Raw genomic sequence first — 21,203 nt, forward strand, 5'->3', positions numbered from 1 at the left:
ACATGAAGCTGCTGCTGATCGAGGACGACCCTTCCATGCAGGTTGCGCTCAAGCGCACCCTGCAGAACCGCGGCATGGAAGTCGACCTGTGCGGTGACGGCCGGGAGGCGCTGGCGCGCTGGAAGGCGAGCCCGCCCGACGTGGTGATGCTCGACCTCACCCTGCCCGGCATGGACGGGCTGCTGGTGCTCGAGGAGGCGCGGCGCAGCGGCCTGAAGACGCCGGTGCTGATCCTCACGGCACGCGGGACGGTGGGCGACCGCATCATCGGCCTGAACACCGGCGCGGACGACTACCTGCCCAAGCCCTTCGACCTCGACGAGCTGGAGGCGCGGCTGCGCGCCCTGCAACGGCGGGCACCGGGGCGCACCCGCGCCGACCCTGGCGTCGGCGGCCTCGTCTGGGACCGCCAAAGCGGCGCCATCCACTGGCGCGACGAGATCCTGGAACTCGCGCCGCGCGAGGCCGCGCTGCTGCAGGCGCTGCTGGCCCGACCCGGCCACGCGGTGCCCAAGGAACGCCTGTTCGAGCTCGTGTTCCCGGGCGAGACGGAGGTGCAGTACGAGGCGATCGAGGTCGTCGTCTACCGGCTGCGCAAGAAGCTCGCGCACACCGGCGTGAAGCTGGTGACGCTGCGGGGGCTGGGCTACCTGCTCAAAGCGGGCGAATGAAGGCCCCGCGTTCGCTGCGCAGCTACCTGCTCGCGGGCATCCTGCTGCCCGTGCTCATCGTCGTCGCCGTCAACGCGGTGAGCCTCTATCGCAAGACGCTCGCCGCGGTGAACACCGCCTACGACCGCACCCTGCTCGCTTCCGCCAAGTCGATCGGCGAGCAGCTCACGGTGCGCGGCTACGACGAAGAGGCGGAGCTGCGCGCCACCGTTCCCTATTCCGCCCTCGAGGCGTTCGAGGCGGACGTCCAGTCGCGCATGTACTACCGCGTCTCGGACCTGCGCGGACAGCTCGTCTCGGGCTTCGCGGACCTGCCCTTCTGGCAAGGCACGATCCCGGCGCAGCCGCCGTACGCGGCGCTCGTCAATTTCTACGACACCAGCTTCCGCGACGTGCAGGTGCGCGTGGCGGTGCTGCTGCAGCCGGTGGCCAGTCCGGACGGGCGGGCGATGGCGGTGATCCAGGTCGCCGAGACGCTGGAGCTGCGCCGGCGCCTGACCCGCCGCATCCTGTTCGACTTCCTGTGGCAGCAAGCCGCGCTGGTGGCGGTGATCGGCCTCGTCGTGGTGGTGGTCGTGCAAGGCGCGACCCGTCCCGTGCGTCGGTTGAGCCAGCAGCTGCAGTCGCGGCCCGAGGGCGACCTCACGCCCTTGCCCGCTCCGGGCGCGCCGCGCGAGCTGGTGCCCCTGCTGGAGGCCACCAACGAGGTGATGACACGGCTCGCGCACTTGCTCGACAACCAGAAGCGCTTCGTGCGCGACACCTCGCACCAGCTGCGCACGCCGCTGGCGGTCCTGAAGGCGCAGGTGCAATCGGCCTTGCGCGGCGACGTCGAGCCGCGCCAGGCGCTGGGCGAGATCCTGGAAACAGTCGACCGCGCCACCGTGCTCGCCAACCAGATGCTGTCCCTCGCCAAGGTGGAACAGCTGCGCCAGCAGGCCGACGTGCAGGCGACCGATCTTTCCGAGGCCGTGCGCGCGATGGCCCTGGAACTGGCACCGCTGGTGGCCGACAAGGACATCGAGTTCGACATCGAGAGCGTGCCCGCGCCGGTGCTCGCGCACGAGTGGATGCTGCGCGAGCTCGCCCGCAACCTGCTGCACAACGCGATCAAGCACACGCCGCCGGGCGGGACGCTGTCCGTGCGGGTGCACGCCGATGCGCGCACCGCAGCGCTGGTCGTGGACGACAGCGGCCCCGGCATTCCAGCCGAGCTGCAGCCGCGGCTGTTCCAGCCGTTTTCCGCCGGGGACGTGCGCAGCGGCTCCGGGCTGGGCCTGGCGATCTGCCAGGAGATCGTGCGGGCGCTCGGCGGCACGATACAGCTGGAAAACCGTGAAAAGGACAGCCGCGTCGCTGGCCTGACGGCCACGGTGCGGCTGCCGCTGGCGGAGAATCCAGCAACATGAGCGTCCATTGTTGTTCCCTTCACGCAAACCCCTGCCCCTGCACAGGGACCTCCGTGCCCTCCGGGCCTTCCTGCGGGCGCTGATGGACCGGCTGCGCATCGACAAGTGGCTGTGGGCCGCGCGCTTCTTCAAGACGCGCAGCCTGGCGACCGAGGAAATCGACAAGGGCCGCGTGGCCATCAATGGCCAGGATGCCAAGCCCGCGCGCGAGGTGAAGGCCGGCGACACCGTCTCCATCCGCCGCGAGGGCGTGACGCGCACGGTGGTGGTCAAGGGCGTGTCGGCTGTGCGCGGGCCGGCACCGGTGGCCCAGGCGCTTTACGAAGAAACCGCGGAAAGCCTGCAGGAGCGCGAGCGCGCCGCCGAGCAGCGCCGCTATGCGCGCGAGCCTTCGCTGGCCATCGAGCACGGGCGGCCGACCAAGCGCGGCAGGCGCGAGCTGGACGAAGCGCAGCAGCAAGGCTGGGGTGACCGGTGGAGCGCGTCGATCGACGACGACACGCCGCCCAAGCGCTGAGCGCCCCCTTTACCTGTTGCTGGAAGAAGCGGCGTGCGTCGCGGCAGCCTAGCTGGTGTCAGATAGCGCTGACCCCGCCTCACGCAGCACGCTGGCACAGCTTTACACGTGGCTCGCCCATACTGGCTCCATTGCAGTCACACAAGAAGCCTAGCGGTCAGGGGTAAGAAGAATGAACGAGACAAGAACGGCATCCATGCTGCAGCGGGTCCCCGCCATCCTGGCGGTTACCGCGCAGTCCTATGGCCTGGAGCTGCGGGCCGGCGGATCGCGCAGGCCCGAAGCTGCCGGGGCACGCCGCCGCAACGAGGCCCGCAAGGACGGCGACAAGCCGTCCGCACACAGATAAGCAAGGGCGTCGCCAGGGAGTGAAAAGCCGCCACGAGGCGGCTTTTCTATTTGCGCGTCGCCTTCTCAGCGCGCGGGAACGCCGTCCTTCCAGCGAGGCCAGTTCGCGACGATGTGGTCCACCACGCGGCCGCCCACGAGCGCGATGTTCTCCACCGTCTCCGCGAAGCCTCCCGCGGTCTCGCCCGGCGCGGGATCCAGGTGCTGCAGCGTCGTTTCGCCGGGGTGGCCCTGGTCGAAGTTGACCGCGCCGCGCAGGCTCATCAGCCGGTCGGTGCCATGCGAGCGCTTGACCACGAGCGCGATCGCCGCCGCTTCCATCTCCGTGATGACGTAGTCGTCGGCGCCATACAGCTTGGCGATGTACTGGGCCTGCTTCGACATGCCAGGCCCGTGGAAGAAGGTGTCGCCCGTCATGTGCGTGCCCGTGCCCACGAAAGGCGCACGGCGCGCCGCGGCGTCCGGATAGCGCAGCCGGTAGCGCCGCGCCGCATCCGAATCCTTCAAGGGCGTATCGGCGGACAGTTGCATGGCCCACGCAACCAGCGTCGGGTTGAGCTGGAAGCGCCGGTACTCCTCGTAGCCCTTGCGCGGCATGAAGGTCGCCGCGCCGGGCGTGTTCTCCTCCGGGGCCCAGCGGTGGCCCAGGTCGTAGTCCACCAGCCAGGTGGCCCAGTTCACCTCGCCGATGGTGCCCCGCGCGGGCGGCGTGCCGGCCACGCCGGAGATCACATAGTAGGCGCGCGAGAAATCGAAGCGCGGGTTCAGCAGGATCGCCTGCATGGACGAGGAGGAATTCACCTTGCCCATGCCGAGCACCGAACCGCACACGCCGTCCGCATTGCAGTAGACCGGACCCATGGCGCCAGGCACCGCGATGGCCGTCGCGTTGCGCCAGTAGCGCTCGTACCAGTGCTGGAACTCGCCGGCGCGGTCGCCCGTGTTCTGCCCGATCTCGAACATCGCGCCGACGAAGACCTTCACCGGAATGGCGCTTGGTGCGGCCGCGGAGCCCAGGGGCGCCGTGGAGCATGCGGCCAGCAGCACGCTGCCCAGCAGGGCGATGGCGGCGCGGCGAAGGAAGGTGAATGCAGGCATCGAGGGTCCTCGGGTTGTCACTTGCCCTGGCGCCGTTCGCGCGCGCGGCGCACCTGCCGGGTCTCGCCCGCGCGCCGCGCCGCCTCTTCCTTGTCGCGGCGCCTGGCGCGCCACTTGCGCCCGAGCACGCGCGCGATCAGGAAGGTGATCGCCGAAGAGGCGACCAGGACGAAGAGGCTGACGAGATCGGTCGGCATGGGGGGAAAGAAGAAAGGCCGCACGAGGCGGCCTTCTGGTCCTGGCGGAGCGACAGGGATTCGAACCCTGGATGCAGGTTTTTGCCCGCATACTCCCTTAGCAGGGGAGCACCTTCGGCCACTCGGTCACCGCTCCGGAATCCTGATTATGCCCCAAGGGCGGGCCTGCGGACCGCCGGGCACGCGCCGCCGCTTCAGGCGGCGGGCTGGTCCAGGTCGAACGCGCGGTGCAGCGCGCGCACCGCCAGTTCCATGTACTTCTCGTCGATGACGACCGAGGTCTTGATCTCGCTGGTGGAGATCATCTGGATGTTGATGCCCTCTTCCGACAGCGCCCGGAACATCTTGGCGGCGATGCCCACGTGGCTGCGCATGCCGATGCCCACGATCGAGACCTTGCAGATCCTGGTGTCGCCCTCGATGCGGTCGGTGCCCAGCGCCGGCAGCACCTTGGTCTTGAGCACGTCCTGCGCACGCGCGTAGTCGTTGCGGTGCACGGTGAAGCTGAAGTCCGTCTTGCCGTCGTGCGAGACGTTCTGGATGATGACGTCCACCTCGATGTTGGCGTCGGCCACCGCGCCCAGGATCTGGAACGCGATGCCGGGGCGGTCGGGCACGCCCAGGATGGAGATCTTCGCTTCGTCGCGGTTGAACGCGATGCCGGAGACAACGGCTTGTTCCATTTTCTCGTCTTCCTCAAAAGTGATCAGCGTGCCGGAAACCGCTTCTTCCGCGATGGGGATGTCCCACGGGGTGAAGCTGGAGAGCACGCGCAGCGGAACCTGGTACTTGCCCGCGAATTCGACCGAGCGGATCTGCAGGACCTTGGACCCCATGGAGGCCATCTCCAGCATTTCCTCGAAGCTCACCGTGCTCAGGCGACGGGCTTCCGGCACGACGCGCGGGTCGGTCGTGTACACGCCGTCCACGTCGGTGTAGATCAGGCACTCGGCGGCCTTCAGCGCAGCGGCCACGGCCACCGCGGAGGTGTCGCTGCCGCCGCGGCCCAGGGTCGTGATGTGGCCCCGGTCGTCGATGCCCTGGAAGCCGGTGATGACCACCACCTTGCCCTCCCCCAGGTCCTTGCGCACGCGCGCGTCGTCGATCGACTCGATGCGGGCCTTGGTGTAGGCGCTGTTGGTGTGCACGGGGACCTGCCAGCCCGCGTAGCTGACGGCAGGGACGCCTTCGGACTGCAGCGCCAGCGCGAGCAGGCCGACGGAGACCTGCTCGCCGGTGGACGCCAGCATGTCCAGCTCGCGCAGCACGGCGTCGTCGGCCTTGGCGGGCTGCAGTTCCTTGGCCAGGCCCAGCAAGCGGTTGGTCTCGCCGCTCATGGCGCTGGGCACCACGACCATCTGGTGGCCCGCGCGATGCCACTTGGCGACGCGCTTGGCGACATTGCGGATGCGCTCGGTCGAGCCCATCGACGTGCCGCCGTACTTGTGAACGATCAATGCCATGGGAACGGGGGTGTGTAGTGCCGCTTCGCAGCGGCCGGAGGCGAAATGGTCCGCGAGTGCGGACGGGCGCGCAGAACTTCGGGATTATACCTAGGGCCCCGTCAGGCCCCGGATGCCATGTCGTCGCGGTACGCCAGCCGCTCCCCATGACGCTCCACGAACCCGCTGCCCACCTTGATGCGGATCTTGTGCCCGCGCGTGCGGCAGTCCGCGACCTGGTCCAGCAGTTCCTCGAGTTGCGCGGCGCTGGCCTGCGCCTGGTGGCCGCTGCGCAGCCAGTGGCGCAGCACGTTGCCCTGGCGCCCCCGCGGCAGCACCTGCAGCGCGGTGATCGCCGGCGAGCCGCCCATGCGCGCGAGGTCCTCCACGGCGACGCTCTCCAGCAGCTCCTGCGCCTGCGCGGCGTGGCGGGACGACCGCGCGAAGGTCTCGCGGTACTGCGGAAAGGCTTCCTCCAGCGCCGGCAGGACCACGTGCCGGATGCGGTTGCGCGTGAACGAGGTGTCGGCGTTGCTCGGGTCCTCGACGACGAGGATCCCTTGCTGCGCGATCCACGCACGGATCGTTCGCGCGGGCAGCGCGAGCAGCGGCCGCACGAACACCATGCCTTCGCGCTGGAACACGGGCGGCATCGCCGCCAGCCCGGGCAGGCCCGCGCCGCGGCTCAATGCCAGCAGCAAGGTTTCGACCTGGTCGTCGGCGTGCTGCCCGAGCAGCACCGCCTTCAATCCCGCGTCGCGGGCCGCGCGGGCGAGCGCCTGGTAGCGCGCATTGCGCGCCGCATCCTCCGGGCTTTCGCCAAGAGCATTGCGCGCATGCACGCGGCGCACGTGCAAGGGCAGGCCCAGTTCCGTACAGGTGTGGCGGCAATGCTGTTCGAAGGCATCCGCGGCCTCCTGCAGGCCGTGGTGCACGTGGATCGCCTGCACCTGTCCCGGCCAGCGTGCAGCGGCGGCGAGAAGCAGCACGGTGGAATCGGCGCCGCCGCTGTAGGCGACGGCCAGCGGCAGGGGCAACTCCAGGCCGGCGAGCGCGCTCGCCGCCGGGTTGCCCGCCGGATCAGGTGGATTCGGCCTTGGTGTCGGTGAAGCGCCCATAGCTTTGCAGGCGCTCGTAGCGCCGCTCCAGCAGCTCGCGCGTCTTGAGGTCGCTCAGCTGGCGCCAGGCGTCGTTGAGGGCGCGCTTGAGGAAGGCGGCCATCTGCTTGTGGTCGCGGTGGGCGCCGCCGACCGGCTCGTTCACGATCTTGTCGACCAGGCCCAGCGCCTTGAGGCGATGCGCCGTGATGCCCATGGCGTCCGCCGCGTCCTGCGCCTTCTCGGACGTCTTCCAGAGGATGGAGGCGCAGCCCTCGGGGCTGATCACCGAGTAGATGGAGTACTGCAGCATCAGCACCTGGTCGGCCACCGAGATCGCCAGCGCGCCGCCGGAGCCGCCCTCGCCGATGATGGTGGTGATGATCGGCACTTCCAGCTGCGCCATCTCGTAGATGTTGCGGCCGATGGCCTCGGACTGGCCGCGCTCCTCGGCGTCGATGCCGGGAAACGCGCCCGGGGTGTCGACGAAGGTGAACACCGGCAGCTTGAACTTTTCCGCCGTCTTCATCAGGCGCAGCGCCTTGCGGTAGCCCTCGGGGCGGCTCATGCCGAAGTTGCGCAGCCCCCGCTCCTTGGTGTCGCGGCCCTTCTGGTGCCCCAGCACGACGCAGGCGTTGCCGTTGAAGCGGGCGAGCCCGCCCACGATGGACAGGTCGTCGGCGAAGTGGCGGTCGCCGTGCATCTCGACGAAATCCGTGAAGATCTCGTTGAGGTAGTCCATGGTGTACGGCCGCTCCGGGTGCCGGGCGATCTTGGTGATCTGCCAGGGCGAGAGCTGGCTGTAAATGTCCTTGGTCAGCTGCTGGCTCTTCTTGCCGAGCTGTTCGATCTCCTCGGAGATGTCGACGGCCGACTCGGTCTGTACGTAGCGCAGCTCCTCGATCTTCGTCTCCAGCTCCGCGATCGGCTGCTCGAAGTCCAGGAAGGTTCTTTTCGCCAAGGTTTCTCCTCTGTCTGATGCCGCCCGCGTTGTGGCCCCGGGTCAATAGGCCACGGGCAGCGGGTCGAGCGACCGCCAAATATACCAAGTCGCCACGGAGCAATAAGGGTTCCAGGCCGCGGCGACCTCCCGTGCGTCGCTCCGGGAGACCGGATCTCCGGAAAAGTAGTTCTTGCTGATGCCGCTGATGAGCCCGACGTCGTCCAGGGGCAGCACGTTGGGGCGCATCAGGTGGAAGATCAGGAACATCTCCGCGGTCCACCGGCCGATGCCGCGGATGCCCACGAGCTCCGCGATGATCTCCTCGTCGCCCATCTCGCGCCAGGACTCGACGTGGATGGCGCCGGAGTCGAAGTGCAGCGCCAGGTCCACCAGGTACTCGATCTTGCGCGCCGACAGGCCCGCGCCGCGCATGTCGTCCACCTTGAGCTTGAGCACGTTGGCCGGCGTCACGCGCTTGGGCAGGGCCGCGAAGCGGTCCCACACGCTCTGCGCCGCCTTCACCGAGATCTGCTGGCCGACGATGCTGCGCGCCAGCGTCGTGAAGGCATCGCCGCGCGACTGCAGGCAGGCCTCGCCGAACTGCGGGATGATCCGCTTCATGACGCGGTCGCGCCGCGTCAGGTACTTGCAGGCCTCATCCCAGTACTCGGGGGTGACCAGTTGGACGATCCCGTCGCTCACTGCTTGGCTTCCCAGGTTGTCCCGGTCGGCGAGTCCTTCAGGACGATCCCCTGCTCCAGCAATTCCTGGCGGATGCGGTCGGCCGCAGCGAAGTCCTTCGCCTTCTTGGCGGCGGCGCGCGCGTCTATCCTTTGCCGGATCGTCGCGTCGTCCAGCGTCGCGCCCGCCTGCAAGAAGGCCTTCGGGTCCCCCTGCAGGATGGCCAGCGTTGCACCCAGCGCCTTGAGCAGGCCCGCGCGCTCGGGCGACCTGGTGCGGTTCACCTCCGCGGCCAGGTCGAACAGGACCGCGATCGCCTCGGGCGTCCCGAAGTCGTTGTCCATGGCCGCCTGGAAGCGCGCGGCGTACGGATCCTTCCAGTCGATCGGCACCTCCGCGGGCGGCACCGCATCGAGCGCCGTGTAGAGGCGCTTGAGCGCGCCGCGCGCGTCCTCGAGGTGCACGTCGCTGTAGTTCAAGGGGCTGCGGTAGTGCGCCCGCACGATGAAGAAGCGCAGGGTCTCGGCGTCGAACTTGCGCAGCACTTCGCGGATGGTGAAGAAGTTGCCCAGCGACTTCGACATCTTCTCGTTGTCGATGTTGACGAAGCCGTTGTGCATCCACACCTTCGCCAGCGGCACGCCATTGGCGCCCTCGCTCTGCGCGATCTCGTTCTCGTGGTGCGGGAACTGCAGGTCGGCGCCGCCGCCGTGGATGTCGAAGGTGTTCCCCAGCAAGGCGCAGGCCATCGCGGAGCATTCGATGTGCCAGCCCGGGCGGCCGCGCCCGTAGCTGCTGTCCCACTGCGCGTCGGCCGGTTCGTCCGCCTTGGCGGCCTTCCACAGCACGAAGTCCAGCGGGTCTTCCTTGCCCTCGAGCACCGCCACGCGTTCGCCCGCGTGCAGCTCGTCCAGCGACTTGCCGGAGAGCTTGCCGTAGCCGGGGAAGCGGCGCACCGCGTAGTTCACGTCGCCGCCGGCGCGGTACGCGAGGCCCTTGCCCTCGAGCGTGCGGACGATGTCCAGCATCTGCGGCACGTAGTCGGTGGCGCGGGGATCGTGGGTGGGCCGCGCGATGCCCAGAGCGTCGAAGTCCCGGTACATCTCGGCGATCATGCGGTCGGTGAGGGACCGCACAGTCTCCCCGTTTTCCACCGACCTGCGGATGATCTTGTCTTCGATGTCCGTGATGTTTCGCACGAAGGTCACGCGGTACCCGCTGGCCTCGAGCCAGCGCCGCACGACGTCGAACGACACGTTGGCGCGTGCGTGTCCCACGTGGCACAGGTCGTAGACGGTGATGCCGCACAGGTACATCCGGACCTGCCCCGGCTCGAGCGGGGAAAAGTCCTCCAGAGCACGCGTCAGCGTGTTGTAGATGCGCAGGCTCATTGGTGTCCGGTGGTGCGCCGCCGACGCTGCGGCCGCCGGGCTAAGTATTGTTCTGTGGCGAGGGGCGTGCACCCGTGGCGCGGCCCCACGGCTACAATCGGCCAGCAGTATATAGCTCCCTCCGAGCGCCTTGTCGTAAGTGTTGGAACGCGGTCCCCGCACGGCGCGCGCATCCGCATCGCGACATGCCTGGACCTTCCCGATGGCCCGCCGAAGCTCGGCCTGTGCCCGGGTCCGCCGGGGCCGCCAAGGGATATTTTTTCGAAGGAGTGATCGCTTGACGCTGTTCGTGACGCGCCGCCTGGCCGCCGCCGCCATCCTGGCCGGCTGCCTGGCATCCGGCGCCTGGGCCACCGAGGCCCCCAAGGTCAAACTCGTCACCAGCGCCGGTGACATCGTCGTCGAGGTCTATCCGGACAAGGCCCCCAAGACCGCCGAGAACTTCCTGCAGTACGTGCGCGACAAGCACTACGACGGCACCATCTTCCACCGCGTCATCGACGGCTTCATGATCCAGGGCGGCGGCATGGACCGCAACATGACCGAGAAGACGACGCGCGCGCCGGTGGTCCATGAAGGCCGCGAGGCCTATGCCAAGGGCCTGAAGAACGAGCTCGGCACGATCGCCATGGCGCGCACCAGCAACCCGAACTCGGCCACGTCGCAGTTCTTCATCAACGTGGCCGACAATACGCGCACGCTCGATCCTCCGGGACCGAACGCACCCGGCTACACCGTGTTCGGCCGCGTCGTCAGCGGCATGGACGTGGTCGACAAGATCCGGACCGTGCAGACGGGCAGCTCCGGCATGCACCGCGACGTGCCGCTCACCCCGGTGGTGATCCAGTCGGCCACGATCGTCAAGTAAGAGAAAAGGCTTCCCCATGAATCCCAGAGTGGAACTGCGCATCGCCGGCGAGGCGACCCCGATCGTCATCGAACTCGACGAACAGAAGGCGCCCAAGACGGTCGCCAACTTCCTGAACTACGTGAAGAAGGGCCACTACGACGGCACCATCTTCCACCGCGTGATCGACGGCTTCATGATCCAGGGCGGCGGCTTCACGCCGGGGATGGGCCAGAAGGAAACCGACGCGACCATCGAGAACGAGGCCAACAACGGCCTGAAGAACGACCGCTACACGGTGGCGATGGCGCGCACCTCGGCGCCCCACTCCGCCTCGGCGCAGTTCTTCATCAACGTGGCCGACAACGACTTCCTCAACCACAAGTCGCCCACGCCCCAGGGCTGGGGCTACGCCGTCTTCGGCAAGGTGGTGGGCGGCCAGGACGTGGTCGACCGCCTCAAGGGCGTTCCCACCGGCAACCGCGGCGGCCACGGCGACGTGCCCAAGACGGACGTCGTGATCGAAAAAGCGGTCGTGGTCTGAGCGTCGTGGCGCCCGCGGCGCAGGAACTGCGCGCCGCCCCCGGGTGGCGCCATGTCGAGATCATCTCCGACCTGCACTTGCAGGCGGCCGAGCCCGCGACGTTCCAGGCCTGGCAGCGCTACATGGGCGCCGTGCGCGCCGACGCGCTCTTCATCCTGGGCGACCTGTTCGAGGCCTGGGTCGGTGACGACGCAGCGGGCGTGCCGGGCTTCGAGCAGGATTGCGCGCAGGTCCTGCGCGCCACCGCGGCGCGCCTGCCGGTTTTCTTCATGGCGGGAAACCGCGACTTCCTGGTCGGCCCGGGGCTGGCCCGGGCCACCGGCCTCACGCTGCTGGCCGATCCCACCGTGTTCGTCTTCGGCGGCCATCGCTGGCTGCTGTCGCACGGCGACGCGCTGTGCGTGGACGACACCGAATATCTCGCCTTCCGCGCGCAGGTGCGCGAGCCGGCCTGGCAGCAGGCTTTCCTCGCGCAACCCCTGGCGGCCCGGCAGCAGGTGGCGCGCGGCCTGCGCGCGGAAAGCGAACAGCTCAAACGCACGGGCCGCGACTACGCCGACGTCGACACGGCCACGGCGCTGGCCTGGCTGGACGCCGCGGGCGCGCCCGTGCTGGTGCACGGCCACACCCACAAACCGGCGCAGCACGCGCTCGACGCGGCGCACCAGCGCATCGTCCTGAGCGACTGGGACGCGGCCGCCGTGCCGCCCCGGCTGCAAGCGCTGCGCCTGCACGCCGACGGGCGCAGCGAGCGCGTCGGCCTCGCCTGATGTGGGGCTGGCTGAGGCGCCGCCGCACCCCGGATCTGCCGGAGCCCTTGTGGCGTGCGACGCTCCTGCGCTACCCCTTTCTTGCGGACCGGCCCGAGGGCGAACTGGCCCGCTTGCGGGCGATGGCGGCGCAGTTCCTCGGCCAGAAGGAGTTCCACGGTGCGGGCGGCCTCGTGATCACCGACGAGATCGCGCTTGCGATTGCCGCGCAGGCGGTCCTGCCGGTGCTGAACCTGGGCCTGTCCTGGTACGACGACTTCGTGACGGTGGTGGTGCATGCCGACGAGGTGGTCGCCAGGCGCACGCAGGTCGACGAGACCGGCGTCGTGCACGACTGGGACGAAGTGCTCGCCGGCGAGACGATGGAAGGCGGCCCGGTCATGGTGAACTGGCACGACGTGGCGCAGGCCGGCGCCACTGCGGACACCGGCTTCAACGTCGTGGTCCACGAGTTCGTCCACAAGATCGACCTGCGCGACGGCGCCGCCGACGGCTGCCCGCCGATGCCGTCGCGCGCGGCACGCGAACGCTGGCTGGGCGTGCTGCGGCCGCAGTACGAACGTTTCGTGGAGCAGGTGAAGATCGCCGAGCGCTTCGGCGGCGAGCCGCCGTGGCTGGACGACTACGGAGCGACAGCGATCGACGAGTTCTTCGCGGTCGCCTGCGAGGCCTATTTCGTCAACCGCGCGAAATTCAGCGCGGAGTTTCCGCAGCTGACGGCGTTGTTCGACGGGTTCTATCGCCGCGCGGCGTGAGCGGTGGGGTTCGCTTCGCTCACCACCACCCTACGAGAGCAACCATGCGTCGACACGCGCCAGCCGCAGCAGTGTAGATACTGTCTCGCAAGTCAAACGTGAAGTGCGGGATTGAACGGCTTTCCGGACTTCAGTACACCGTAGGCAATTGCCAGGATCTTGCGCATCAGGGCACCGAGGACGAGTTTCTTTGGCTTGCCCGCCGCTAGCAGTCGGTTGCTGAATGCCTTGCCCCATGGGGTGCGCGTCATTGCCACGATTGCTGGCATGTATAGCGCTCGCCGTATGGAGCTATGGCCTTTCTTGGAGAGCCTAGCCTTGCCGTGCACGCTCGAGCCGGACTCGTGCTTCTGGGTATCCAGGCCGGCAAACGCAACTGCCTGGCCGGTCTTGGCGAACCGCAGATCGCCTCCGTAGTGACTCAGCAGCGTTCCGATCGTCTTCTCGCCCACCCCAGGAATGGTGTCCAGCAAATCGCGCTGCTCACGCAGCGTGGGGTCTTGGTCCACGTCCTTTGCGATCTGCTTTTCGATCTGCGCGATCTGTACGTCCAGCAAGGCAATGACTTGTTCGATACTGGCGCGAACCTCCTCGGTGGCGCTCACCTCCAGGCGGTTGCTCTCCTGGGTTCGCAGATCCAGCAACGCCTCTCGCCTGGCTACCAGCGCCCTCAAGCGGCGCACACTCTTGGCGGCGGGCCGCCAGGCCGCAGGCACGTGCATCGCACAGAACTCGGCAATCACCCGTGCGTCTACGGCGTCGGTCTTCGTACGCACTCCCTGTGCGCCAGCAAAGGCTTTGATCTGAGCTGGGTTCACCACGCTCACGACAAAGCCGTGATCGGCCAGGTCTGTGGCAAGCGCCTCCCAATACACGCCAGTGGCCTCCATGCACACGTGCGCAGACGTCGCCCCGTGCTTGGCCAGCCAGGCGCGCAGCTCGGCAAACGACGCGGTGGTGTTGGTCACCACCTTGGTCTTCCACTTTCCCGCAGGCATCTTCAGCGCCACGTCCAACTTGGCCTTGGCCACATCGATCCCGACTACTCTCGTCTCCTGATCCATGTCTGATCCACCTTGTGAATACGGGCTCCGGCAATGCCGGGCAGAAAGATACTGTCCGATCTTTGGGACAGGACAGGAGAAAGGAGCGAGTGCCGCTTGATCTACAAGTCAGGCTCAGGGCCAAAGGGTGGCGACGGCGTACACCCGCTCCGCTCGGCTCTCGCCGAACTCTGGAAATTCAATAATGAACAATACAAGGGTGGCGCGGCGCCAGCCGCGGACGGTGAACGCCGCGAACCCCACCGACCGCAGCCCACGTCACTTGCGCAACAGGTTCTTCAACGCGTTCTGCAACCTGCGCGCCGCACCCGCGTCGTAGGCGGTCGCGAGCACCTTGCCCACGTCGGTGCCCCAGGTCTCCTGCGGACCCGGCTCGTGGCGCTTCGTCAGCAGCTGCAGCTGCATCTGCCGCCGCGCCGCGATCTGCTCGGCCGGCGTCGGCACCTCCGCGGCGATCTCCAGGCGCAGCAGCGCCTCGGACGCATCGCCCGCTGCACCCTGCCCCAGCGCCTGCACCCAGCCCTGGCGCACCTGCGGGCTCACGACCTTGCCCAGCTCCTGGTGGCTGGGCACCTGCTCGCCCGAGCGCTGTTCCCACGCGGCCATCAGCTGCATGAGCGCCTCGCCGTGCGCCTGCGCCGCGAGCTTGCGCAGCGCGAACTGCGCGTGCTCCAGCGCTTCGCGCTGCGCGCGGAAGGCGGCGTCGCCCAGGCGCGGACCCCGGTCCTCACGCTCGCCGCGGAAATCGCCGCCGCGGCGGTCGTCACGCGAATCGCGGCCCGGCCCGCCCGGCCTGCGGTTGTCGAAGCGCCCGCGTCCGGCAGGCGCCTGGGTCTCGGCACGCTTCTGCCCCGGGCGGTCGTCACCGCGCCGGGCGATCACCGGCTTGGGCGCGGGCTTCGGCGGTGCGGCCGGCGCCGCCGGTTCGGCTGCCGCCTCGCCCTCGCCGGACGGACTCGCCGCCGCTTCGGTCTCCGCGCCTTCCGGCGCGGAATCCGCAGCAGGCGCAGTGGCCGCGGGGGCGGCAGCCGCTTGCGCCGCGGCCGGCGCGGCCGCAGCCTCCGCATCGTCGCGAGCCTTCAGCGCCTGCTCCAGCGCTGCCATCGCGGCACGGATCTTCTGCGCATCGCCGCTGGCGGTGGCTTCCTCCACGGCGCGCGACGCGTCCAGCACGGCACGGTCGCGCCCGCTCATGGCGGCGGCGGCCTTCTCGCGCTCCTGGGTCTTGCGGTTGAACGCCTCGTCGATCGGCTTGCGGAACGCGTCCCAGAGCTTCTGCTCCTGCTTGCGGTCCAGCGGCACGCTCTGCGCCTCGGCCTGCCAGCGCTGCTGCAGCGACTTGACCGCATCGATCCGCAGCATGGGGGCTTCGCCGAGGGCCTTCGCCTCCTCGATCAGCGCGTTGCGGCGCTCGATGCTGGCCTTCTGCGCGCGCTCCAGCGGCGCGGCGGCCTGGTTGATCGCTTCCTTCCACTGCGGCTGCAGCTCGGCGAAGGCCTTCTCGCTCAGGTGGCCGGCATCGCGCCAGCGGTCGGAGAACTGGTGCAGGGCGCGATTGAAGGACTTCCAGTCGCCGTCGGGCGCGTCGGCATGGGCCGCGGCCCAGGCCTTCACCGACTCGATCAAGCCCACGCGGGTGGCGCGGTGCTCGGCGGCTTCGGACTTCACCTTGTCCAGCCACTCCTGCACCACCTTGTAGGCCTCGTTGCAGGCCTCGTCGAAGCGCTTCCAGAGCGCGTGGTTGGGCGGGCCGCCCTGGTCCACCTGCTTCCACTGGTCGCGCAAGGCGCGCAAGGTCTCCTGCATCTTGCGGCCGCCGTAGCGCGGCTTGCGCGCGGGTGCCGGCTCGGGGGCGGCGGCGGGCGACACGGCTTCGGCTTCCGCGGTGGCGGCGGCATCCGTGTTGGCGCTCGCCGCAGCCGGCGGGGTCGCCGGCGCAACGGCTTCGAACAGGGCTTCGGCCTTGGCCACCAGCTCCTGGCGCAGCTGGTCCGCGCGCCAGCGCTGCCAGCCTTCCAGCTCGGTGGCGGCACCGAGCGCGGCGTGGGCGTGCTGCTCCAGCTTGTCGTCCACCAGCCGGCCGTGCTCCTTGAGCGCATTGCGCAGCGCGTTGGCTGCGCCAGCGCTTGCCTTGCCGTGGCCCTGGGCCACCTCCTGCTCTACTTTCGAGAGCGCCTCCTGCACGGCCTGGTTGGCCCGCGCCCGCACCTCGGGATCGACCTTGGGCCGCGCCGGCTTGGCCGCGGGGGCCGCTTCGGCGGGCAGGCCGCGCCCCTGGCGCAGTTCGTCGGCCCAGACCGGCACCGGCGGCAGCGGCGCATTCATATCAGTCGCGGCAGCGCTTGCCTGGGCGAGCGCGCTCTGGAAGGCGTCCCACACCACCTGCAGCTGGCCGCGCGACGCGTCCAGCAGCGGCGGGAACCTGGGATCGACGCTCGCCCAGTTCGGATCGTCCAGCAGTCCCTGCGCCTGCGAGTGCCACTGCGGCACGTCGGCGCGCAGGGCCTCGGCGGCCGCCTCCGCGTCCTTCCAGGACTTGGTGGACAGCACTTCGATGCGCTGCGCCAGCAGGACGGCCGCCTCGCGCTGGACCTGCACGCGGTTCTGCAGGTCCTCGATGCCCTTGATGCGCTCGGCCAGCTGCAGCTTCACGCCCGAGAGCGGCTCGCGGCTGAGCGGGGCACCGGCCTTGGCGGCATCGCGCTGCCAGGCCATCGCATCGGCGATGTTCAGGCGCGGTTGCGCGAGCAGCTGGCGGGCCTTCTCGGCCCACTCGGCGGCAATCACCTCCTGGCCCTTGGCGCGCTTGATCTCGTCCAGTTTCTCGCGCAGCAGGCGGGCCGCGCCCTTGTCGCGTCCGCTCAGCTCGCGGAACACCTCCTGCATCTGTTCGGCGCTCGGGTCGCGGGCCAGCCAGTCGCGCACGCGCGCGGCGCGCTCGCCGGACGTCGGCGCGGAAAAGGCACCCCCGGTCAGCGTGTCCAGCGCCTGGGTGTCGTGGGTCTTCAAGGTGCTCACGGAGTTCGTTCGAATGGGAAAAGGGAAAAGCCGCCCGGCAACCAGGGCGGCAGGGTGCGTATTCTCGCCGCGATTGAATGCGAAGGGGCGGCGGGGGAAGGTGCAGAGGCCGCGCCCAAAGAGAAAGCCCGGCCAGGAGCCTGAAGCTGCCTGCCGGGCTGGACGGGCCGACCCAATGTCGTTGCCGTCTGGGTCCGCAACGCTGGCCTGGTGCCCGCATTGCGCCGGAAGCAAAGATTGCTTCCAAGAGGGGCCGGGGCTGCCACGGAATGTGGCCCTACCGGCTGATGCCCGATTCCTCGGGCACCACCAAGTTAGGTCAGGGCAGGCAACTTTTCCAATGCGCGTTTTCAATGGCGCTCCCTGGCTCCATTGCCTCAGCGGCGTGTCGACCTCATCCCAGCCCCCGGCCAACCCCGGCTTTCCTGACAGGCGGCATGCGCGGCCGACACGACTGACGAACGGCAATCCAGCTCGGCCGCCACGTCCGGCCGCTACCAATTCGTGAGCGCCCGACTCCCTGTAAGCCGGTCACCGACAGCCGCAGGGGACCGAGGCTGACGGAACTTCCGCCTGGCTCAGCCCTAAAGTGGAGCCCTTCTTACAAACTGAATAGAATAAGGAATGAAGGAAACATCCTTGACCTTGCATTAGGCGGCTTCCTAGAATCCGCCCGTCCCGGGCCAGCCGGTCCGGAATGACCAGAACCCGCTGCCGAACCCGGCGAGTCGGGTGCGTGACAGGCTCCAGCAGGACCCGGGCCTCCGCACCGACAGCGTACCAATCCAAACGAGGCGACGACGGAACGTGCCCTTGGGCGCCCCGCGGAACCCCGCGTAGAAAGGAAGTGCTATGACAGCGTTAGGAAAACTGGCCCAGGGTGTGCAGACCTTCGTCTGCGATGTCGCCCAAGGCTTCTTCGAGATCACGCACAACGGCTTCGCAGTCGTGGGGTTGGGCGTGGTGTTCTCCGCCCTGACCCTCCTCGCCCGGCCCGACCTGCGCCAGGCCGGCGAATCGCAACTCATGACCTGGCTGCATGCGCGCCAGGCACAGGCGCTCGGCGTCGTGCCGGAGCTCGACGCCATCGACCGGGCCACGGCCCTGAACCCGAAGGACCTGCCCAAGCAGCAGGCCGCCGTGGCCTACTGGCTCAGCAAGAAGTACCGGGTCGCCCCGGAGCCGCTGAGCGCCCTGGTCGCGGAAGCCTACGAGGTCGGCGAGCGCACGCGCATCGACCCGCTGCTGCTGCTGTCGGTGATGGCCATCGAGTCCAGCTTCAACCCCTTCGCCCAGAGCCAGGTGGGTGCCCAGGGCCTCATGCAGGTCATGACCGGCATCCACAGCGACAAGTACGACAACTTCGGCGGCCGGCTCGCGGCCTTCGACCCGGTGACCAACCTGCGGGTCGGGGCCAAGGTGCTGCAGGAATGCATCCAGCGCGCCGGCTCGGTCGAGGCCGGGCTGAAGTTCTATGTCGGCGCCGCCCTCCATCCGGACGACGGCGGCTACGGCGGCAAGGTGCTGAGCGAGTACGGGCGCCTGAAGGAAGTGGCCGCTGGCAAGGCCGTGCCGCTGGCCACGCCGCAGCCGCTGCGCACCGTCGCACCCGGCCCGGCCAAGGCGGAAGAGCCCGTCCCCGCGGTCTGATCGCCACCCTGCGGTAAACTCGGCCTCGTACGCGACTGGCGATAGGCGCCCGGCCCCGCGGCCCGGCGCTGACGTGGATCTTCACCACTGGGGAGCGTACCGTGCATGCGCCGCCCGCGGCGATCCTCTGGATGCCGGCAGCCTTCGGGCCGCCGCGATCCGGCCGGATCGCCAGGCGTACGCATCCGCGCACCCGCCGTTCGCCTGGGCAGCCCTCGTCATCGCACAGGGGAACCATAGGACTGCCATGTACGACCGCAAAATCCTCATCGAACAGACCGACCCCGAACTCTGGGCCGTCATCCAGGCCGAGAACCGCCGCCAGGAAGAGCACATCGAGCTGATCGCCAGCGAGAACTACGCCTCGCCGGCCGTCATGGCCGCCCAGGGCACCCAGCTGACGAACAAGTATGCCGAGGGGTACCCCGGCAAGCGTTACTACGGTGGCTGCGAGAACGTGGACGTGGCCGAGCAACTGGCAATCGACCGCATCAAGCAGCTGTTCGGGGCCCCTGCGGCCAACGTGCAGCCCCACTCCGGCGCGCAGGCCAACGAAGCCGTGTTCCTGGCCTTCCTCAAGCCCGGCGACACCATCATGGGCATGAGCCTGGCCGAAGGCGGCCACCTCACGCACGGCATGCCGCTGAACATGTCCGGCAAGTGGTTCAACGTGGTGAGCTACGGCCTGAACAAGGAAGAGGCGATCGACTACGACGCCATGGAGCGCAAGGCGCACGAACACAAGCCCAAGCTGCTCATCGCCGGCGCCTCGGCCTATTCGCTGCACATCGATTTCGCCCGCTTCGCCAAGGTGGCGAAGGACATCGGCGCGATCTTCATGGTGGACATGGCGCACTACGCCGGCCTGATCGCCGCCGGGGTCTACCCGAACCCGGTGCCGCACGCCGACGTGGTCACGTCCACCACGCACAAGAGCCTGCGCGGCCCCCGTGGCGGTTTCATCCTGATGAAGCCCGAGCACGAGAAGGCGATCAACAGCGCGATCTTCCCCGGCCTGCAGGGCGGCCCGCTGATGCACGTCATCGCCGCCAAGGCGGTGGCGTTCAAGGAAGCGCTGGCGCCCGAGTTCAAGGCCTACCAGCAGCAGGTGGTCAAGAACGCCCAGGTGGTCGCCGAGACCCTCACCAGGCGCGGCCTGCGCATCGTCAGCGGCGGCACGCAAAGCCACGTGATGCTGGTGGACCTGCGCTCCAAGGGCATCACCGGCAAGGAAGCCGAGGCCGTGCTGGGCGACGCCCACATGACCATCAACAAGAACGCGATCCCCAACGACCCCGAGAAGCCCATGGTCACCAGCGGCGTGCGGGTCGGCACCCCGGCCATGACCACCCGCGGCTTCAAGGAAGAGGAAGCGCGCGCGACGGCCAACCTGGTGGCCGACGTGCTCGACAATCCGCGCGATGCCGGCAACATCGCCAGGGTGCGCGAGCAGGTCAACGCCCTCACCCGCCGCTTCCCGGTCTACAAGTAGGCAAGCCCGATGAAATGCCCCTTCTGCAGCCATGCCGACACCCAGGTGGTGGAGACACGCATGGCCGAAGACGGGGACTTCATCCGCCGGCGGCGGCAGTGCGCGCACTGCGAGAAGCGCTTCACGACCTACGAGCGGCCGGACGTGACCTTCCCGTCGGTGGTCAAGAAGGACGGCCGCCGCATCGAGTACGAGCGCGCCAAGCTGCTCGGCTCCTTCAAGCTGGCGCTGCGCAAGCGCCCCGTGAGCACCGAGCAGATCGACAGCGCGGTGGAGCGCATCGAGGAGAAACTGCTCAACCTTGGGGTGCGCGAGATCCCCAGTTCGCGCATTGGTGAGCTCGTCATGCGCGAGCTGAAAAAGCTCGACAAGGTGGCCTATGTTCGCTTCGCCAGCGTGTACCGCAGCTTCGAGGACATCGACGAATTCAAGACGGTCATCGACGAGATCCGCAGGTGAAGCGGACGTAGTTGACAAGCGGCCCGGAGTGCCTGATATGCGGGGAGGACCAGTAACGCGTCCTGCCTACACTTCCGCATGATGTTCGTGCGCTCCCTCGTGCGGAAGAGCCAGCTCTGCCGCGGCCGGTCCCATGGGTTCACCCTTGTGGAGGTACTGGTCGCGATCGTGATCCTGAGCATCGGGATCCTCGGCGCGGTGGGAATGCAGATCTCGGCCATCCGCATGAACAAGGAGGTGCGTTTCCAGGCCACCGCCGTGTCGCTCGCCAGGGAACTGGCCGAGAAAATGCGCGGCAACAAGGACATCGCGATCCTGACCACGCCGGGCACCTCGACCGGACAGAACCCGTACCTGCTCGACACGAGCCTGGGCGCCGCCACCTCGCTGACCGCGCCGACGCCGAACTGCCTGACCGCGAGCTGCACGGCGCAGCAGATGGCGATCTGGGACCGCTACGACTGGCAGCTGCGCATGCGCGACGCCCTGCCCACGCCGCGCATCGTGATCTGCATGGACGACAACCCGTACGACGCCGCCGGGCAACCCAGGTGGGCCTGCAGCAACTCCGGCACCGTGGCGATGCTGAAGCTGGCCTGGAACCGTGCCAACAGCCTGGGCGAGACGGACTTCACCTCGGCGCCCACCACCCTGCCCATGCTGGTGCTGCCCCTGACCGCGGGGAGCACCGAATGAGACACCCTGTGTCAACCCCCTGCTGCGGCGAGCTGCAACATGGCGCCTGTGTGACGCTGGACGTCGTATGGCTGGCGGTCTCTCCAAGCGCGCCAGATGACGCGCAGCCAAGCG

At 68.7% G+C, this 21,203-nt stretch carries 20 protein-coding genes and 1 tRNA gene; 11 read left to right on the forward strand and 10 right to left on the reverse strand.

Translation table 11 applies throughout. The features are described from left to right. The first annotated feature begins 2 nt into the window (after positions 1-2). The 3 genes from AC3EGR_RS24400 (at position 3) to AC3EGR_RS24410 (ending at position 2,597) form a co-directional block, all read left to right on the forward strand. A complete protein-coding gene (locus AC3EGR_RS24400) occupies positions 3-671 on the forward strand; it encodes a response regulator (RefSeq protein WP_488549129.1) in 669 nt (222 codons plus the stop codon). After that, positions 668-2,080: a sensor histidine kinase gene (locus AC3EGR_RS24405; protein WP_488549130.1), complete on the forward strand. Its 1,413-nt coding sequence runs from the start codon at positions 668-670 to the stop codon at positions 2,078-2,080. The genes AC3EGR_RS24400 and AC3EGR_RS24405 overlap by 4 nt, the downstream gene beginning before the upstream one ends. An 82-nt stretch (positions 2,081-2,162) precedes the next feature. Next, positions 2,163-2,597: an RNA-binding S4 domain-containing protein gene (locus AC3EGR_RS24410; RefSeq protein ID WP_488549131.1), complete on the forward strand. Its 435-nt coding sequence runs from the start codon at positions 2,163-2,165 to the stop codon at positions 2,595-2,597. 414 nt (positions 2,598-3,011) lie between these two features. On the opposite strand, the gene AC3EGR_RS24415 is transcribed toward AC3EGR_RS24410, so the two are convergent. From AC3EGR_RS24415 to cysS, 8 genes are all read right to left on the reverse strand, one after another. Next, positions 3,012-4,043 (reverse strand): purine-nucleoside phosphorylase, encoded by a 1,032-nt coding sequence (locus AC3EGR_RS24415; protein ID WP_488549132.1) that lies wholly within the window; start codon positions 4,041-4,043, stop codon positions 3,012-3,014. 17 nt (positions 4,044-4,060) lie between these two features. Further along, complete coding sequence (locus AC3EGR_RS24420; protein ID WP_488549133.1) at positions 4,061-4,240, reverse strand: hypothetical protein; 180 nt, start codon at positions 4,238-4,240, stop codon at positions 4,061-4,063. A gap of 42 nt (positions 4,241-4,282) precedes the next feature. Continuing rightward, positions 4,283-4,376, reverse strand: a tRNA-Ser gene (locus tag AC3EGR_RS24425). A gap of 58 nt (positions 4,377-4,434) precedes the next feature. Further along, positions 4,435-5,703: an aspartate kinase gene (locus AC3EGR_RS24430; protein WP_488549134.1), complete on the reverse strand. Its 1,269-nt coding sequence runs from the start codon at positions 5,701-5,703 to the stop codon at positions 4,435-4,437. Between the two features lie 101 nt (positions 5,704-5,804). Continuing rightward, positions 5,805-6,800: a tRNA lysidine(34) synthetase TilS gene (gene tilS / locus AC3EGR_RS24435; RefSeq protein WP_488549135.1), complete on the reverse strand. Its 996-nt coding sequence runs from the start codon at positions 6,798-6,800 to the stop codon at positions 5,805-5,807. Beyond that, positions 6,763-7,740: an acetyl-CoA carboxylase carboxyltransferase subunit alpha gene (locus tag AC3EGR_RS24440; RefSeq protein WP_488549136.1), complete on the reverse strand. Its 978-nt coding sequence runs from the start codon at positions 7,738-7,740 to the stop codon at positions 6,763-6,765. The genes tilS and AC3EGR_RS24440 overlap by 38 nt, the downstream gene beginning before the upstream one ends. Before the next feature lie 42 nt (positions 7,741-7,782). Then, positions 7,783-8,424 (reverse strand): DNA-3-methyladenine glycosylase family protein, encoded by a 642-nt coding sequence (locus AC3EGR_RS24445; RefSeq protein ID WP_488549137.1) that lies wholly within the window; start codon positions 8,422-8,424, stop codon positions 7,783-7,785. Next, positions 8,421-9,794 (reverse strand): cysteine--tRNA ligase, encoded by a 1,374-nt coding sequence (cysS, locus tag AC3EGR_RS24450; RefSeq protein WP_488549138.1) that lies wholly within the window; start codon positions 9,792-9,794, stop codon positions 8,421-8,423. Before cysS ends, AC3EGR_RS24445 begins: the two co-directional genes overlap by 4 nt. A 277-nt stretch (positions 9,795-10,071) precedes the next feature. Here cysS and AC3EGR_RS24455 point away from each other — a divergent pair, with 277 nt between their 5' ends. The 4 genes from AC3EGR_RS24455 to AC3EGR_RS24470 are packed head-to-tail and all read left to right on the forward strand — an operon-like array spanning position 10,072 to position 12,710. Then, complete coding sequence (locus AC3EGR_RS24455; protein ID WP_488549139.1) at positions 10,072-10,662, forward strand: peptidylprolyl isomerase; 591 nt, start codon at positions 10,072-10,074, stop codon at positions 10,660-10,662. A 16-nt stretch (positions 10,663-10,678) separates the two neighbouring features. Further along, positions 10,679-11,185: a peptidylprolyl isomerase gene (locus AC3EGR_RS24460; protein ID WP_488549140.1), complete on the forward strand. Its 507-nt coding sequence runs from the start codon at positions 10,679-10,681 to the stop codon at positions 11,183-11,185. Further along, entirely contained in the window at positions 11,182-11,955 is a 774-nt protein-coding gene (locus AC3EGR_RS24465) for a UDP-2,3-diacylglucosamine diphosphatase (RefSeq protein ID WP_488549147.1), read from the forward strand. The genes AC3EGR_RS24460 and AC3EGR_RS24465 overlap by 4 nt, the downstream gene beginning before the upstream one ends. Continuing rightward, complete coding sequence (locus tag AC3EGR_RS24470) at positions 11,955-12,710, forward strand: M90 family metallopeptidase (RefSeq protein WP_488549141.1); 756 nt, start codon at positions 11,955-11,957, stop codon at positions 12,708-12,710. The genes AC3EGR_RS24465 and AC3EGR_RS24470 overlap by 1 nt, the downstream gene beginning before the upstream one ends. Positions 12,711-12,802: 92 nt before the next feature. Here AC3EGR_RS24470 and AC3EGR_RS24475 read toward each other — a convergent pair whose 3' ends face one another. Continuing rightward, entirely contained in the window at positions 12,803-13,774 is a 972-nt protein-coding gene (locus AC3EGR_RS24475; RefSeq protein ID WP_488549142.1) for an IS110 family RNA-guided transposase, read from the reverse strand. 258 nt (positions 13,775-14,032) lie between these two features. Continuing rightward, positions 14,033-16,792, reverse strand: a complete 2,760-nt coding sequence (locus tag AC3EGR_RS24480; protein ID WP_488549143.1) for a DUF349 domain-containing protein — start codon at positions 16,790-16,792, stop codon at positions 14,033-14,035. An 852-nt stretch (positions 16,793-17,644) separates the two neighbouring features. Here AC3EGR_RS24480 and AC3EGR_RS24485 point away from each other — a divergent pair. The 4 genes from AC3EGR_RS24485 (at position 17,645) to pilV (ending at position 21,089) form a co-directional block, all read left to right on the forward strand. Beyond that, entirely contained in the window at positions 17,645-18,442 is a 798-nt protein-coding gene (locus AC3EGR_RS24485) for a transglycosylase SLT domain-containing protein (protein ID WP_488549144.1), read from the forward strand. Between the two features lie 247 nt (positions 18,443-18,689). Further along, positions 18,690-19,934 carry a serine hydroxymethyltransferase gene (glyA, locus tag AC3EGR_RS24490; protein WP_488549145.1) on the forward strand — a complete coding sequence of 415 codons (1,245 nt, stop codon included), beginning with the start codon at positions 18,690-18,692 and terminating at the stop codon, positions 19,932-19,934. A 9-nt stretch (positions 19,935-19,943) separates the two neighbouring features. Then, positions 19,944-20,393 carry a transcriptional regulator NrdR gene (gene nrdR, locus AC3EGR_RS24495; protein WP_488549146.1) on the forward strand — a complete coding sequence of 150 codons (450 nt, stop codon included), beginning with the start codon at positions 19,944-19,946 and terminating at the stop codon, positions 20,391-20,393. An 81-nt stretch (positions 20,394-20,474) separates the two neighbouring features. Then, on the forward strand, positions 20,475-21,089 hold the full coding sequence (pilV, locus tag AC3EGR_RS24500; protein ID WP_488549148.1) for a type IV pilus modification protein PilV: 615 nt from the start codon (positions 20,475-20,477) through the stop codon (positions 21,087-21,089). Positions 21,090-21,203 lie beyond the last annotated feature (114 nt).

This window comes from Ramlibacter sp. G4-7 (assembly GCF_057784995.1).

Excerpts from the sequence above, each read along its gene's own strand:
- AC3EGR_RS24400 (WP_488549129.1), top strand. The coding sequence starts at position 3 with ATGAAGCTGCTGCTGATCGAGGACGACCCTTCCATGCAGGTTGCGCTC.
- AC3EGR_RS24405 (WP_488549130.1), top strand. The coding sequence starts at position 668 with ATGAAGGCCCCGCGTTCGCTGCGCAGCTACCTGCTCGCGGGCATCCTG.
- AC3EGR_RS24410 (WP_488549131.1), top strand. The coding sequence starts at position 2,163 with ATGGACCGGCTGCGCATCGACAAGTGGCTGTGGGCCGCGCGCTTCTTC.
- AC3EGR_RS24415 (WP_488549132.1), bottom strand. The coding sequence starts at position 4,043 with ATGCCTGCATTCACCTTCCTTCGCCGCGCCGCCATCGCCCTGCTGGGC.
- AC3EGR_RS24420 (WP_488549133.1), bottom strand. The coding sequence starts at position 4,240 with ATGCCGACCGATCTCGTCAGCCTCTTCGTCCTGGTCGCCTCTTCGGCG.
- AC3EGR_RS24430 (WP_488549134.1), bottom strand. The coding sequence starts at position 5,703 with ATGGCATTGATCGTTCACAAGTACGGCGGCACGTCGATGGGCTCGACC.
- tilS (WP_488549135.1), bottom strand. The coding sequence starts at position 6,800 with ATGGGCGCTTCACCGACACCAAGGCCGAATCCACCTGATCCGGCGGGC.
- cysS (WP_488549138.1), bottom strand. The coding sequence starts at position 9,794 with ATGAGCCTGCGCATCTACAACACGCTGACGCGTGCTCTGGAGGACTTT.
- AC3EGR_RS24460 (WP_488549140.1), top strand. The coding sequence starts at position 10,679 with ATGAATCCCAGAGTGGAACTGCGCATCGCCGGCGAGGCGACCCCGATC.
- AC3EGR_RS24470 (WP_488549141.1), top strand. The coding sequence starts at position 11,955 with ATGTGGGGCTGGCTGAGGCGCCGCCGCACCCCGGATCTGCCGGAGCCC.
- AC3EGR_RS24475 (WP_488549142.1), bottom strand. The coding sequence starts at position 13,774 with ATGGATCAGGAGACGAGAGTAGTCGGGATCGATGTGGCCAAGGCCAAG.
- AC3EGR_RS24485 (WP_488549144.1), top strand. The coding sequence starts at position 17,645 with ATGACAGCGTTAGGAAAACTGGCCCAGGGTGTGCAGACCTTCGTCTGC.
- glyA (WP_488549145.1), top strand. The coding sequence starts at position 18,690 with ATGTACGACCGCAAAATCCTCATCGAACAGACCGACCCCGAACTCTGG.
- nrdR (WP_488549146.1), top strand. The coding sequence starts at position 19,944 with ATGAAATGCCCCTTCTGCAGCCATGCCGACACCCAGGTGGTGGAGACA.
- pilV (WP_488549148.1), top strand. The coding sequence starts at position 20,475 with ATGTTCGTGCGCTCCCTCGTGCGGAAGAGCCAGCTCTGCCGCGGCCGG.